General features: G+C 63.4%; 11 protein-coding genes. 7 read left to right on the forward strand and 4 right to left on the reverse strand.

The window, feature by feature from the left end:
* Nucleotides 1–60: 60 nt before the first annotated feature.
* Together Q7S58_RS11700 and Q7S58_RS11705 are read left to right on the forward strand one after the other, a co-directional pair.
* Complete coding sequence (locus tag Q7S58_RS11700; RefSeq protein ID WP_304825391.1) at nucleotides 61–3,483, forward strand: carboxyl transferase domain-containing protein; 3,423 nt, start codon at nucleotides 61–63, stop codon at nucleotides 3,481–3,483.
* Nucleotides 3,402–4,937 (forward strand): alpha-L-fucosidase, encoded by a 1,536-nt coding sequence (locus tag Q7S58_RS11705; protein ID WP_304825393.1) that lies wholly within the window; start codon nucleotides 3,402–3,404, stop codon nucleotides 4,935–4,937. Before Q7S58_RS11700 ends, Q7S58_RS11705 begins: the two co-directional genes overlap by 82 nt.
* Nucleotides 4,938–4,958: 21 nt before the next feature.
* Here the strand turns inward: Q7S58_RS11705 and Q7S58_RS11710 are convergent, their stop codons facing one another.
* Both Q7S58_RS11710 and Q7S58_RS11715 read right to left on the reverse strand, forming a co-directional pair.
* Nucleotides 4,959–6,437, reverse strand: a complete 1,479-nt coding sequence (locus Q7S58_RS11710) for an FHA domain-containing protein (RefSeq protein WP_304825396.1) — start codon at nucleotides 6,435–6,437, stop codon at nucleotides 4,959–4,961.
* A gap of 13 nt (nucleotides 6,438–6,450) precedes the next feature.
* Complete coding sequence (locus Q7S58_RS11715) at nucleotides 6,451–7,485, reverse strand: histone deacetylase (protein ID WP_304825399.1); 1,035 nt, start codon at nucleotides 7,483–7,485, stop codon at nucleotides 6,451–6,453.
* Between the two features lie 81 nt (nucleotides 7,486–7,566).
* Between Q7S58_RS11715 and Q7S58_RS11720 the strand changes: the two genes are divergently transcribed.
* The 3 genes from Q7S58_RS11720 to Q7S58_RS11730 are packed head-to-tail and all read left to right on the forward strand — an operon-like array spanning nucleotide 7,567 to nucleotide 11,091.
* Nucleotides 7,567–7,836, forward strand: a complete 270-nt coding sequence (locus Q7S58_RS11720; protein ID WP_304825402.1) for a twin-arginine translocase TatA/TatE family subunit — start codon at nucleotides 7,567–7,569, stop codon at nucleotides 7,834–7,836.
* 15 nt (nucleotides 7,837–7,851) lie between these two features.
* Nucleotides 7,852–8,664 carry a twin-arginine translocase subunit TatC gene (gene tatC / locus Q7S58_RS11725; RefSeq protein WP_304825405.1) on the forward strand — a complete coding sequence of 271 codons (813 nt, stop codon included), beginning with the start codon at nucleotides 7,852–7,854 and terminating at the stop codon, nucleotides 8,662–8,664.
* Nucleotides 8,665–8,691: 27 nt separating this feature from the next.
* The gene (locus Q7S58_RS11730; protein ID WP_304825408.1) at nucleotides 8,692–11,091 is read left to right on the forward strand and encodes a glycoside hydrolase family 15 protein; all 2,400 of its coding nucleotides are present in this window, start codon (nucleotides 8,692–8,694) and stop codon (nucleotides 11,089–11,091) included.
* Nucleotides 11,092–11,094: 3 nt separating this feature from the next.
* On the opposite strand, the gene Q7S58_RS11735 is transcribed toward Q7S58_RS11730, so the two are convergent.
* Nucleotides 11,095–11,322: a DUF4911 domain-containing protein gene (locus tag Q7S58_RS11735; RefSeq protein ID WP_304825411.1), complete on the reverse strand. Its 228-nt coding sequence runs from the start codon at nucleotides 11,320–11,322 to the stop codon at nucleotides 11,095–11,097.
* Nucleotides 11,323–11,360: 38 nt separating this feature from the next.
* Here Q7S58_RS11735 and Q7S58_RS11740 point away from each other — a divergent pair, with 38 nt between their 5' ends.
* Both Q7S58_RS11740 and Q7S58_RS11745 read left to right on the forward strand, forming a co-directional pair.
* A complete protein-coding gene (locus Q7S58_RS11740) occupies nucleotides 11,361–12,239 on the forward strand; it encodes an ArsA-related P-loop ATPase (protein ID WP_304825415.1) in 879 nt (292 codons plus the stop codon).
* A complete protein-coding gene (locus Q7S58_RS11745; RefSeq protein ID WP_304825418.1) occupies nucleotides 12,239–13,360 on the forward strand; it encodes an ArsA-related P-loop ATPase in 1,122 nt (373 codons plus the stop codon). Before Q7S58_RS11740 ends, Q7S58_RS11745 begins: the two co-directional genes overlap by 1 nt.
* 2 nt (nucleotides 13,361–13,362) lie before the next feature.
* Here Q7S58_RS11745 and Q7S58_RS11750 read toward each other — a convergent pair whose 3' ends face one another.
* Entirely contained in the window at nucleotides 13,363–13,728 is a 366-nt protein-coding gene (locus tag Q7S58_RS11750) for a hypothetical protein (RefSeq protein WP_304825421.1), read from the reverse strand.
* Between the last annotated feature and the right edge of the window lie 13 nt (nucleotides 13,729–13,741).

Genomic DNA, 13,741 nt, shown 5'->3' on the forward strand with positions numbered 1-13,741 from the left:
AGCAAAGATACGAGGCGCAGTTGCCGCAAGTAATCGAGAATCAGGGGACGAGATCAATTGATGCTGCCGAGTAGCCTTCTAGTAGCGAACCGGGGTGAGATAGCGATCCGCGTGATGCGCGCGGCGGCGGAGATGGGAATCCGCACGGTCGCGGTGTTTTCGGAAGACGACGCGCAATCGTTGCATACGCGCAAGGCGGACGAGGCGCGCGGGCTCGGCGGAACGGGCGCGCGGGCGTACCTGGACGCGGAACAGATGATCGCGGTGGCGAAAGATACGGGCTGCGACGCGCTTCATCCGGGCTACGGATTCCTCAGCGAGAACGCGAATTTCGCGCGGCGCTGCGCCGAGGAAGGGATCACGTTCGTGGGGCCGCGGGCGGAAATCCTCGAGCTGTTCGGCGACAAGATGCAGGCGCGCGCGCTCGCGGAGCGATGCGGGGTGCCGCTGCTCAGCGGGACGTCGAGTGCGACGAGCGTCGAGCACGCGGCTGAATTTTTTGCGGCGCTCGGCGAGGGCGGCGCGATGATGATCAAGGCAGTCACGGGCGGCGGCGGGCGCGGGATGCGCGCGGTGTATCGCGCAGAGGAGATCGAGGAGGCGTACAAACGGTGCCAATCGGAGGCGCGGGCGGCATTCGGCAACAGCGACGTGTACGTCGAGCAGATGATGCCGCGCGCGCGTCATATCGAAGTGCAGATAATCGGCGATCACGCGGGTGAGGTGAGCCATCTGTGGGAGCGCGAATGCAGTATCCAGCGGCGCAATCAGAAGGTGGTCGAAATCGCGCCGAGTCCGGGATTGCCGGGAGCGTTGCGCGATCGTCTGACGTCGGCAGCGGTGAAGCTGGCGAAAGAAGTGCGCTACGACAATCTCGGCACCTTCGAGTTCCTGGTCGATGCGAGCGCGGGCGAAGGCGAGCCGGTGTTCGCGTTTATCGAGGCGAATCCGCGCCTGCAGGTCGAGCATACGGTGACGGAGGCGGTCACCGGAATCGATCTGGTGAAGGTTCAGTTGCAACTCGCGGCGGGACGATCGCTCGCGGAACTCGGCTTGCTGCAAGCTGAGATTCCAGCGCCGCGCGGATATGCGATCCAGGCGCGCATCAACATGGAATCGATGGCGGCGGATGGCAGCGCGAAGCCGTCGGGCGGAACGATCAGCGCATTCGAGACGCCGTCGGGGCCGGGACTGCGGATCGATACGTTTGCGTACTCGGGATACACCACCAATCCGAATTTCGATTCGCTGCTGGGCAAGCTGATCGCGCATTCGACGTCGCGGGATTACGGCGAGGCGGTGGCGAAGGCGTATCGGGCGCTCAGCGAGTTCAAGATCGAGGGCGTGGCGACCAATATCGGATTTCTGCAGAGCCTGCTGCGGCATCCGGAGTTCGCGGCGAACCGGGTGCATACGCGGTTTATCGAGAGCAACATCGCGGAGCTGGTGGGCGACGCGCAGGGGAATCATCGGAGGATGTACTTCGAGCAGCCGGCGGCGGCGCGGCCGGCAGGCGGTCGGCGCGCGGGCGCGAAGATCGATTCGAGCGATCCGCTGGCGGTGCTGACTCACGGCAAATCGAGCGTCGATGAAAGCGCAGTCGCGCGCGAGGTCGAGACGATCGCGCCGGCGCGCAGCTACGAAGGCGCGGCGGAGAACACGGTCGCGGTCGAGGCGCCGATGCAGGGGACGATCGTGTCGATCGACGTGGCGGAGGGCGACGTCGTGCATCGCGGGCAGCAACTCGCGGTGATGGAAGCGATGAAGATGGAGCACGTGATCAACGCGCACGTGAGCGGAATCGTGCGCGGGGTCGCGGTCGCGAAGGGCGATGCGATTTTCGAGGGGCATCCAATCGTGTTTATCGAGGAGGCGGATGTCGGCGAGCGGGCGGAGGCGGTGCGCGCGGAGGTCGATCTGGATCGAATCAGGCCGGACTTGCAGGAAGTGATCGAGCGGCACGCGCTGGGCTTCGACGCGGCGCGTCCGGACGCGGTGGGGCGGCGGCGCAAGACGGGGCAGCGGACGGCGCGCGAGAATATCGAGGATTTGTGCGACCCTGGCACGTTTATCGAATACGGGCCGGTGGTGATCGCGGCGCAGCGGCGGCGTCGCGCGCTGGACGACTTGATCAAACGCACGCCGGCGGACGGGATGATCGCGGGGATCGGAAGCGTCAATGGCGACGTGTTCGAGCCGTCGCGCTCGCGGTGCATCCTGATGTCATACGACTACACGGTGCTGGCGGGGACGCAGGGCCAGCAGAATCATCGGAAGAAGGATCGGATGTTCGAAATCGCGGAGCGGTCGCGATTGCCAATCGTATTTTTCACCGAAGGCGGCGGCGGGCGGCCGGGCGACACCGACGGAATCGGCGTCGCGGGGCTGGACTGTATGGCGTTCAATTTTTTCGGCAAATTGAGCGCGCTGGTGCCGCTGATCGGGATCACGTCGGGGCGATGCTTCGCGGGCAATGCGGCGCTGCTCGGATGCTGCGACGTGGTGATCGCGACGAAAGGATCGAATATCGGGATGGGCGGCCCGGCGATGATCGAAGGCGGCGGCCTGGGAATCTTCCGGCCCGAGGAAGTGGGGCCGATGGACGTGCAGGTGCCGAACGGGGTGGTGGATATCCCGGTGGCGGACGAGGAGGAAGCGGTGCTCGTCGCGAAGAAATACATTTCGTATTTCCAGGGCGAAGTGGCGAATTGGGAATGCGCCGACCAGCGATTGCTGCGCGGGATCATTCCGGAGAATCGGCTCCGCATCTACGACGTGCGCACGGTGATCGAGACGCTCGCCGACAAGGATTCGGTGCTCGAGATACGGCGACACTTCGGGCCGGGGATGGTGACGGCGCTGGCGCGGATCGAGGGGCGGCCGATCGGGATTATCGCGAACAATCCGGCGCATCTGGCGGGCGCGATCGTGAGCGACGGCGCGGACAAGGCTGCACGATTCATGCAGCTCTGCGACGCGTTCGACATCCCGATGCTCTTTCTGTGCGACACGCCGGGGATCATGGTGGGGCCGGAGGTCGAGAAGACGGCGCTGGTGCGGCACGCGGCGCGGATGTTCGTCACGGGATCGAACGTGACGGTGCCGTTCTTCACGATTATTTTGCGCAAGGGTTACGGGCTCGGCGCGCAGGCGATGGCGGGCGGCAGTTTCAAGGCGCCGATTTTCACGGTGTCGTGGCCGACCGGCGAGTTCGGCGGGATGGGTCTCGAAGGCGCGGTGAAGCTCGGTTATCGCAACGAGTTGATCGCGGAGCAGGATCCGGCGGCGCGGAAGAAACTGTTCGACGAGATGGTCGAGCGGATGTATCAGCACGGCAAGGCGGTGAACACGGCGTCGCACTTCGAGATCGACGACGTGATCGATCCGCTCGAATCGCGGAAATGGATCATGGCGGGACTCAGGTCGGCGCCGCCGCCGGAAATTCGCACGGGGAAGAAGCGGCCGTATATCGATACGTGGTAGATCGCCGCCTCGCGCCAGATTCCTGTCAGAGCGGGTGTTCAAGAGGTGAAAAGTTATGCGGACTATCACTCCGGTCCATACAATTTTACGGGAGAGGTGAAAATCCGGGATTCTTCGCGTACGCAGCGCTCGGCTCAGTATGCACCAAGGCGATCGCGCGCGAGCGATGCTATGGACAGCCAGCGTGGGGCGGGGAACAATGCGCGGCTATGGCATCATGGTTCGACTGCGCACGATTCGGGATGTTCATCCATTGGGGACCCGCCAGCCAGCACGGATGGGAACTATCGTGGCCGCTGGTGGGCGGCGTCGGCGCGCTGCCGAATAGCCAGAGCGTCGGCGTCGAGGAGTATCACGCCGCGGCGCGGACCTTTAATCCGGTAAAGTTCGACGCGCGCGAATTGGCGCGCATCGCGAAGCGCGCCGGGATGCAATACGGCGTGCTCACGGCCAAGCATCACGACGGCTTCGCGATGTTCCATACGAAGCAATCCGACTGGTCGATCGAGCACACGCCTTTCAAGCGCGACATCGTGCGCGAATATACCGATGCGTTCCGTGCCGAGGGCCTGAAGGTCGGGCTCTATTTCTCGCTGCTCGATTGGCATCATCCCGACTATCCCGCGTTCGCCGAGAGCGACAAGCCGTATCGATGGGGCCAATGGCGCCGCTCGACTCCCGAGCAGTGGAATCGTTTCGTCGAGTTCATGTTCGCGCAGATGCGCGAGTTGCTGACCAACTACGGCAAGATCGATTTGTTGTGGTTCGACGGCGGATGGGAACGGACGCCCGAGGAATGGAAGGCGCGCGAATTCGTCGCGATGATTCGGGAGTTGCAGCCCGGCGTGATCATCAACGATCGCATTCCGGGGCACGGCGACTATCAAACGCCGGAGCAGGCGGTGCCGCCCAAACCGCTCGAGGGTCCGTGGGAGACCTGCCTCACCATCAATAATAGCTGGGGCTACAATCCGTCGGACACGGACCTCAAATCGACTCGCGCGCTGATTCACACGCTCTGCGAAGTCGCGGGCAAGGGCGGAAATCTGCTGCTCAACGTGAGCCCGATGGGCGACGGCGCGCTGCCGAGCGAGCATCGCGAGCGCCTCGACGCGATCGGCGTTTGGATGAGCCGCAACGGCGAGGCGATAGTCGGCACAACGCCGGGACTCGAGCCGTGGCAGTTCTACGGACCATCGACGCGGCGCGGCAATCGCGTCTATCTGCACTGCGTGATGCGCCCGTACGAATCGGTATCGGTGCGCGGCGTGAAGATCCGGCGCGTTGGCGAGGCGCGCGTGCTATCGAGCACGACTCCGCTGAAAGTCCGCAAGCGAATCGGCGCGGCTGACATGCTCTTCAATCAGGATCCCGTCGGCGAACTGGTGATTCAGATTCCTGAGAATGAGATCGATCCTCTGGCGACGGTGATCGCGCTCGACTTCAAGGAGTGAAACGCGGCGATAATTGCAATTTCACGGCGCGATCGAGAACGACCAGGAATACGGCTTGGCGTCGGCGGTGATCGAGACGTTGTACTTGCCGCCTTTCAGGAGCGGGCGGCGCGGGATGACGACGACGGCCGCGTAGTTGTTCAGGATGTCGCGGCCGATTTGCTGCACCGCTGTGTCGGGATTCGTGTAGCTCTGCGAATCGAAGCCGCAGGCCTCGAGCGCGACGCGGCTACCGTCGGCATTTTCCTGCGTCACCGAAAATTCGCCGAGGCGCGCATCCCTGAACTCGCCCATCTGCAGCGTGATCGCGAGCCCGCTCGGTGGCTCGTAGCCGCTGCAGCTCGAGCGCGGATCGGGCCATTCGTTGCCGAATGATTCCATTTGAATCGTCGAACCGTCGGGTGGAAACGCGAGTGGCCATTTAATTGTTACGTTCGGCGGCAGATGCTCGCGCGTGCCATCTTTAAGATTCAAGCCCGCGGCACACGCGCCCGCCTCGCAATACGTGCCGAAGCCGGCGCGCGCGAGCCGCGGATTGAGCATCGGCATCCGATGGAACGGAATCGCCATCCATCCGTCGATTGTCCAGACGGGCGTTCCGGGCGCCCGCTCCTTCGCCCATCCGGACGGATCGGCGGAGCCGCTCGGATCGCTCTCGCGAGCGCCGCCGGGAATGTAATCCGCCTCCATGTCGCTGGCCTGCGCGGCTTCCAGGCCCGCGCTGGTGAACCACTTGTTGTGGGGATCTTCTTCATGCATCTCCGCGCCGAGGCCGGCGTGCTGGATCGCGTCGGCGTAATTCTTCACGATGTACTTCGCGTGCGCGCGATCGCCCGCGCTGAGCTTTGGATCCTCGGCGACCGGCGCGAGGTTGAGCATCGCGCGATAGTAATTCAGACGCGCAAGCCACGCCGGCTGATCGGCGAGCGGGACTGAGGTCGGTTCGGGTTGCGCAACCGCCGTTTCAGGATTCTCGGCAGGCTCGCTCGATGGAGCAATCGGCGGCGTGGGTGAAGTTTTTGACCCGAGCGATCGCGCCGTCTGCAGGACTTCGTTGCGATAGATCAAGCCTAGAATGCCGGCGGCGAAAACGATCGCGAGCATCGCGACGATGCCCGCGCGGCGAATTTTCGAACGCGGAGTTGCGCTCGATGAACCAGAAGCGATCGCAAATGCAAACTTTATCGAACCGAATCTGATTTCGTCGCCGGCGTTCAGCGCGACCGGGTTCCGGATACGCCGGCCGTTGACAAACGTCCCGTTGGTCGATCCGAGATCCGCGAGATTGAACCGCCCCGCTACGCGCGTGAACTGCGCGTGACGGCGCGACACGGTCCCGTCGCCGAGCACTATGTCGTTGCTGCGATGACTGCCGACGGAGATTGTCGGCCGGTCGAGCAGGTACTCGCGCGGATTGGCGGCATCGGTCGAAACCAGCCGGCCCCTGGCAGATACATTGTCGCGAGGAGCGCGCGGCGCCGCGCCATGTTCCGATGCCATCTTGCGTTCGGCGTCAGTCGAGATTCCAGAAGCGTCCGACGTTGTGCGAGGCGCGCTCGATCATCGGCATCACGCCGTCGCCGCCGAGGTGGGTATCGATCGGTTCGTCGGCCTCGCGTCCGAATTCGTCGATCACGGCGCGTCCCGATTCCGCGATCGCTTCAAGGTCGTAACCGCCCTCGAGCGACGCGGCCATTTTGCCGCCGCAGCATTCAGCCGCAAGCAGTTTGACCCGCCGCGCCATCGCGGCAAAGCCCGCCTCGGTGACGCGCATCGCGCCGAGCGGATCGCGAAAGTGGCAATCGAAGCCGGCCGACACGAGGATGAACTCGGGCTTGAATGCGCGCCCGATCGGCATGATCAAACGATCGAACACGCGCAGATATTCGGCGTCGCCCAACTCGGCGAGCATCGGCGCGTTGATGGTGAACCCGAGCCCGGCGAGTGTGCCGATTTCGTGCAGCGAGCCGGTACCGGGGTAATGCGGAAACTGATGCGCGGAGGCGTAGAGCACCTCGGGCGATTCGTAAAACATTTCCTGCGTGCCGTTGCCGTGATGCAAATCCCAATCGATGATCATCACGCGCTTCAGGCCGCGCACCTTGATCAGCCATTCGGCGGCGATCGCGACATTGTTGAAAAAGCAGAAGCCCATCGCGCGATTCGGCAACGCGTGATGCCCCGGCGGACGCACGATCGCGAAGGCATTGTCGGCCGCGCCATCCATCACCGCTTCGACCGCGGTCAGCACGCCGCCCGCCGCGAGCAGCGCGGTCTCGTACGACTCGCGCGAAGTATGGGTATCGCGATCGAAGTCGAAGCGGTCGACCGACGCAGTGCGCTCGACGGCTGCGATGTACTCGGGCCGATGGCATAGGGCGATTTCATCGGGGGTCGCGGCGCGCGGCGTAATAAATTCAAGCTGGGGACGCTGCAGCGACTCCGCCATGTCGATCATCGCTTCGATCCGCTGGGGACGCTCGGGATGAGCGCGGCCCGCGAAATGTTTGGCGTAGCGGCGGTCCGTCACGACGGCGGTCTTGAGCATCGTTGACACCTCAAACAGGTATAATGATTATCAGCCATTCGGATGCGGCGCGCAGGCGCTCCGGAAATTAAACTCGGCTGAGTGACGCAAAATCGCAAGTTGCCGAATCCATTTGAAATCATCTTGATCCTGGCAGTGGCGCTGATCGTGCTCGGGCCCGAACGGCTGCCGGAGGTCATGCGCGCGGCGGGGAAAATCATGCGCGAGCTGCGCCTTGCGAGTAACACCGTGCTGCGCGAAATGTCCGACGTGCTCGACGATGAGCCGATGCGCAAGGCGCCGCCGAGCGCGGTGACCCGCTCGATCACGCAAGAATCCACTCCTGAAAGTCGCGCGCCCGAGAAACCATAGCCAGCATCGCGCATCGTGACTAGCGAGGATATCACACCGCCGGCGCCCACTCCTCTGGCACGCGAAGAGGCGCGGATGTCGCTGATCGAGCACCTGCAGGAGCTGCGGACGCATCTGATTCGCGCATTCATCGCGATCGGGATCGGCTTCGCAATCGCATACGCGATCGCCGACCCGCTGTTTCATGCGTTGACGTGGCCGATTCGCGAAGTCTCGGGCGGCAAGGTGATGCTGATCGGCACCGGCGTGGGCGAGGCGTTCTACACCAAGATCAAGGTGGCGTTGATCGCCGGCTTGTTCATCGCGAGTCCGGCGGTATTTTACGAAATCTGGAAGTTCATCGCGCCGGGCCTGTACGAAACCGAACGCAGGATGGCGAAGCCGTTCGTGATTTTCGCGACGCTTTTTTTCGCACTCGGTGGATACTTCTGCTGGGCGGTGGTTTTCAAAATCGGCTACGCGTTTTTCCTCGGCCAGTACGCGAGTATCGGCGTCACGCCGACGATTCGCATCAGCGAGTACCTGGCGTTCTCGTCCAAGCTGCTGCTCGCGTTCGCGCTCACCTTCGAGATGCCGATTTTTGCATTTTTCCTCACCAAGCTCGGGCTGGTCGATTACAAAATGATGATCGGATACATCCGCTACGCGATTCTTGCGATTTTTATCGTGGCCGCCGCCTTGACGCCGCCGGACATGATCTCGCAATTCTTGCTGGCGATACCGCTGTTGATTCTCTACGCGCTGAGCATCGGCGTCGCGTGGGCGTTTCGGCTGAAGCCCGAGGAAAAAATCGCTGCCGCAACGCCCGACAATACTGAGACCATCTGACCAGCCGGAGCATCGAAAGGGGCACTTATGGCGACCATCATAAAAACTCCCGTCGCGAGCGGCGCACCCGGAATCGCGCCGCGGTGGACCCGCAGCGCCAAGGATGCGATCGGCACCGCATATTCGTCGGTCAGCCGAATCTGGTTCACTGCGTCGGCCGGGGTGCTGAACGAGATTTATTTCCCGACCATCGATCAGCCGCAGATACGCGATCTGCAATTCCTGATCACCGACGGTGAAACTTTTTTCCACGAGGAGCGCCGCAATTTATCCGCGACCACCGAATATCTGAACGAGCACGGACTCGGCATCCGCGTCGTGAGCCATTCGCCGGACGGGCGTTATCACCTGATCAAGGAAATCATCACCGATCCGCACCAGCCGACGCTGTTGATCAACACGAGGATCGAAGGCGATCCCGAGTTGCTGAAAAAACTGCATCTGTACGTGCTGCTCGCGCCGCATCTCGGGGTCGCGGGATGGGGCAACAACGGCAATCTGACGCGGATAATCGGGCACGAATTTCTGACCGCGCACAAGGAAGGAATCTGGCTCGCGATGGCGGCGACGACGCCGTTCGTCCGCAGTTCGATCGGATACGTCGGCAGCACCGACGGCTGGCAGGATCTGAACAGCAACTTCAAGATGGATTTCGAGTTCGCCGCCGCCGAAGAAGGCAATATCGCGATGATGGGCGAGATCGATCTGCGGCGCGGCTATTCGTTCACGCTCGGGGTTGCGTTCGGACGCGAACTGAATCGCGCGGTGACCACGCTGCATCAGTCGCTCTGCGAGCCGTTCGCAGAGCATCGCACGCGCTTCATCGAGCAGTGGAATCGCGCGTGCCTGCATTTTCATCCGCTCGAGCAATGGTCGGGCGACAATGGCGCGCTCTACCATCGGAGCCGCGAATTGCTACTCGCGCACGAGGACAAGACATATCCCGGCGCGCTGATCGCGTCGCTCAGCATCCCGTGGGGCGAGGCCAAGGGCGACGAAGATCTCGGCGGATATCACCTGGTGTGGACGCGCGACATGGTGAACAGCGTGACGGGACTGCTGGCGTCGGGCGATACCGCGACCGCGCTCCGCGCGCTGATTTATCTTGCATGCGCGCAGCGGGCCGACGGCGGCTTCCCGCAGAATTTCTGGATCGACGGGCAGCCGTACTGGAACGGTATCCAGCTTGACGAGGTGTCGTTTCCGATCACGCTCGCGTGGCGCCTGCATGTGCATCACGGGCTCAAGGATTTCGATCCGTATCCGATGGTGCGCGCGGCGGCGTTTTTCCTGATCAAGAATGGAGTCGCGACACCGCAGGAAAGGTGGGAGGAGAATGCCGGCTACTCGCCCTCGACACTGGCGGCGAATATCACCGCGCTGATCTGCGCGGCGTGCTTCGCGCGCCAGCGCGGCGATCTCGTGAGCGCGCAATTTTTGGAGGAGTACGCGGACTTCCTCGAGGCAAACGTCGAGCGCTGGACCGTCACTGACGAAGGATTCCTGGTGCCGGGCATCAAGCGCCACTACGTGCGAATCAATCCGGTCGATACGAGCAATCCCGACGCCGACGAGAGTCTCGCGGGCAAGCTGACGCCGATCCGCAATCGGCCGCCGGGCGAGCGCTACGAATTTCCCGCGGCCGAAATCGTCGATGGCGGTTTTCTCGAACTGGTGCGCTACGGGATTCGAAAGGCTGGCGATCCGCTGATGGAAGATTCGTTGCGGGTGCTCGACGCGGCGCTCAAGACGGATTTTCCGGCGGGTCCGTGCTGGCGGCGCTACACGCACGACGGTTACGGGCAGCAGGATGATGGCGGTCCGTTCATCGGTTCGGGGCGCGGGCGTCCGTGGCCGCTGCTGACTGGAGAGCGCGGACATTACGAACTCGCGGCGGGTCGCGATCCGATGCCGTATCTGCGCGCGATGGAGCGGTTTGCCAACGCGACGCAATTGCTGCCGGAGCAAATCTGGGATCAACCCGACATTCCGCGGGCGCTGCTCAAATATGGCGCGCAGACCGGCAGCGCGACGCCGCTGATGTGGGCGCACGCGGAGTACATCAAGCTGCTGCGCTCGACCGCCGACAAGCAGGTGTTCGATTTGATTCCCGAGGTGGCGGAGCGCTACGCGAATCGGCCGCATCGCCCGAGCAGGCTGCAGGTCTGGAAGACGAATCGCCATGCGCGGAGGGTCGCGCGCGGCGGTCGTTTGCGCATCCTCGCGGACGAAGGCTTCGTGCTTCATTGGTCGAAAAATGAATGGCGCGACGTCGAGGATACGATCGCGACGCCGACGCCGTTGGGCTTTTACTACGTCGATATCGATGCGCTCGAAGATGACAAGGCGCCGATTCGGTTCACCTTCAAATGGCGCGATTCCGGCGCATGGGAAGGCCGTGACTACGCGGTCGCGATCGAGGATTGAGACTCAGTTGAGGCGGCGAATCGAGAAGCGCGCCTCGAGCGAAGCCAGCAACGCGTCCACTTCGCCGCGCGATTCGGCGGAAAAATAAATCCGCAGGTGATGCAGCCGCGGATCCTCGGTGCGGAGCGTCGCGAGATTGTCGTACGATTCGAAGATCGATTTGAAGAGCACGACCTCGGCGGGCGGAATCGCAATTAGAAACGAATCGATTTTTGGCTGCTCGATGCGCACGGTTTACTGCGTCCTGCGCGACCCCTAGATTCTAGCGGATGGCGCTGCCGCGAATCTCATTCGTAACCGGCAAAGGCGGCACCGGCAAGAGCACGGTCGCGGCGGCGCTGGCGATCGCACTCTCGCGCCATCGGCCGACGACGCTCGCGGATTTGGATGGGCGATTGTCCGCGGCTGAACTGCTGGGCGCGCATCCCAACGGATCGACGCCGATCAAAGTGAGCGATTCGCTCGAGGTGATCGCGCTGTCGGCGCGCGCCGAACTCGAAGCATTCATCGAGCGAATCGTGCCGGTGCGGATGATCTCGCGCCGGATGCTCAAAAGCCGCACCTTCGGCTACGTGACCGCGGCGCTGCCGGGACTCGAGGCGTTTCTGCTGCTCGAAAGATCGAGAATGCTTGCCGGCGACGCCGCGCTGCGTGATCGATACGTCGTAATCGACGCGCCCGCGTCGGGCAGCGCGCTCGAACTGCTGTCGGTCGCGTCGGGGGTGAAGAGTATTGCGCCGACGGGAACCTTAAATCGCCTCGCCGATTCGGTCAGCGTGTTGCTCCGCGACGCGACGCGATTCGGCGCGATCGTCACCGCGTCACCCGAGGAATTGGCGATTCGCGAGGCGCTCGAAACCGCCAAGGCAATTCAGGACGCCGGCATCGCGGCGATCGCGGCGCTGATGAATCGAGTGCCTGATGCGATGTTCACCACGGCCGAGCTGGCGGCGCTCAGTCCGGCGGGCGGCAACGCGCAGCTCGCCGTGATGCGCAAGGCGGCGCGCGAGCGCGGTCTGATCGGCGCACGCAGGCTCGCCAATGCGGGCCTCGAAACGATTCTGCTGCCGATGCTGTTCACGCCGGCGATCGGTTTTGCCGAACTGTCGGAAATCGCGGACGTACTCGAAGCGGAGTTGCTCGACTGATGAATCGAGCGCCCACCGACGCGATCTCGCCAACAGATTCGCGCAGCCTCGTCGTATGCCTGGGGCCGGGCGGCGTCGGCAAAACCACGATCAGCGCGGCACTCGCGGTACACGCAGCAATCGCGGGACGCACCGTTGACGTGATGACCGTCGATCCCGCGCCGCGGCTGCTCGACGCGCTGGGAATCGATCTCGCCTCGACTGAGCCGCGCGAAGTTCCGCTCGACGGCGTCCGCGGTGCGCGCGCGTCGAGGAACAGTCGCGCGCGGCTGCGCGCGCTCAAGCTCGACCCGAAGCGCACCTTCGACGCGATCATCGCGCGTTATGCATCTTCCGATCGAGCGCGCGACCTCATTCTCGAAAATCGGATTTATCGCAATCTGTCGGGTGCGCTCGCGGGCGTCGGCGATTACATGGCGATGGAGAAACTGCTCGAACTCAGCGACGAGCCCGCGACCGATCTCGTCGTGCTCGACACTCCGCCCGCGGCCGAGGCGATCGACTTCCTCGACGCGCCGCGCCGCCTGCTCGAACTGCTGAACTCGCGCGCGGTAACGCTGCTGAGCGCGCCGGCGGGAATCATCCGCAGCCAGCTTCGGCTTGCAGACATCGCGGCGCGCGCGGTGCTCACGGCATTCGATCGCGTGACGGGACTCAAGCTGCTCGCGGACATCCAGGCGTTCGTGCGCAGTTTCGACGGCCTGTACGAGGGCTTTGCGGCGCGGGCGGCGCGGGCGCAGGAAAAGTTGCGCGCGGCGAACACTGGAATCGTGATGGTCACGACGGCGGAAGCGGGGCGCGTCGCGCAGGCGCGCGATTTTATCGCGGCGCTCGATCGCGCGGGTCTCAAAGTTTCCGCGATGATCGTCAATCGCGTGATGCCCGATCTGCCCGACGCTTCCGAATTCGCTTCGGCCAAAATTTCGGCGGCGCTGAAGCGCAAGCTCAGGCAAAATCTCGCCGACTACGCCGCGCTCAAAAAACGCCAGGACATCTCGCTCGAGATGCTGCGCGATGCGCTTCCATCGGATACCGCCTTGATGGTCGCGCCGGAACTCGGCCGCGAGCCGCGCACACTTTCGGACCTGGCCGCGATCGGCCGCGGTCTGAAATCGGAATGATTTTACGAGCGGGAAGTTTTCTTCGACTGGGCGCCGCGCCGCGCGATTGGCTTGGGCTCGGTGCGCGGCTCGTCCGCATCCAGCAGCCGATCGAGCTTGATGCTAAGGTTCAGAATCTGTGAACTCAGGTGATCGAGGCGGGTCTTCAGATCGCGCACGTCGCGCTTGGAGGGGATGTTGACGAAATCGAGCACCTGCTCGACGTTGCGATCGAAGCTTTGCTTGTTCGCCATGAAGCGTTCGCCCGCGCGCCCGAGACCCGATCGCATCTTGTCGTTGGTCATGACCTCGTTGAAAAAACTCGCGAGCCCGTCCTCGCTCATCTGGCGAAGTTTGCTCATCAGGTTGTCGTCGCGCCCGCGTGCCATGATCTGCAACTAT

The organism is Candidatus Binatus sp. (assembly GCF_030646925.1).
Lineage (GTDB): Bacteria > Desulfobacterota > Binatia > Binatales > Binataceae > Binatus.